Below are 793 nucleotides of genomic sequence, written 5' to 3'. Positions count from 1 at the left end.
CGATGTATGTTACCCTCGAACCCTGTCAAATGTGCGCCGGAGCATTATACTGGAGCCAGATCTCCAACCTGGTCTTCGCAGCATCGGACCCGGAAAGAGGTTATCGTAAAATGGGCGCAAAACTTCATCCCAAAACTAAAGTAAAAAATGGCATTTTAGAGGAGGAAGCATCTGAACTGCTGAAAAGGTTCTTTATTGAGAGACGGAATTTGAATTAGATCGCTGCTAAAAGAAGCAAGAGATAAGAGCCAAGAAACAAGACTTTTTGATTCCTGAGGCTGTAAGCCTCTGATATATAAGCCCGGAGCAACGCTCCGGGAAATTAAAATCCGTTATCAATCAGCCTGTAAGGCTGAAATCTTTCCCACCGGTTCCGCCTTACAGGCTGAAAATCCATTTCTGCTATTTTTTCCCGAGGCGTCGCCTCGGGCTATGACTTTAGAGCCTTACAGGCTCTTAAACTCCTTTAGGGTCAGCAACCCTGAAAAAAAATTTGGAGAAAGGAAAGCATTTAAAAAAGACCTACAAGGTTTTGGAAACCTTGCAGGTGGGTCAGGTTTTAAGTTACTTTCTCAAACTCCTCCCAATATAATCCTCTACCCGCTCCTCCATAATTGGCAATGTCACGGTTCCCTGCTCCAAAATCACCTCATGGAATTTTCGAATATCGAAATCTGTTCCTAAAGCTTCTTCGGCCTTTTTCCGTAGTTCGCGGATCTTCATCTCCCCGATCTTGTAAGACACTGCCTGCCCCGGCCAGGAGATGTAGCGGTCGACTTCTGTGTTGATGTTG

The 793-nt window shown here is 45.1% G+C and carries 2 protein-coding genes; one reads left to right on the top strand and one right to left on the bottom strand.

Going from position 1 to position 793, the window contains the following annotated elements; translation table 11 throughout:
• A partial coding sequence (locus HC175_RS15620; RefSeq protein ID WP_168139371.1) for a nucleoside deaminase occupies positions 1–218 on the top strand: 218 nt, incomplete at its 5' end.
• A gap of 346 nt (positions 219–564) precedes the next feature.
• Here the strand turns inward: HC175_RS15620 and HC175_RS15615 are convergent.
• Positions 565–793, bottom strand: a 229-nt coding sequence (locus tag HC175_RS15615) for a DUF885 family protein (RefSeq protein WP_168139370.1), incomplete at its 5' end; no start/stop codon positions are given.

The sequence above is a fragment of the Salinimicrobium oceani genome (genome assembly GCF_012037645.1).
The sequence above is the reverse complement of the archived record's forward strand: the minus strand, read 5'-3'. Positions and strand labels throughout refer to the sequence as shown.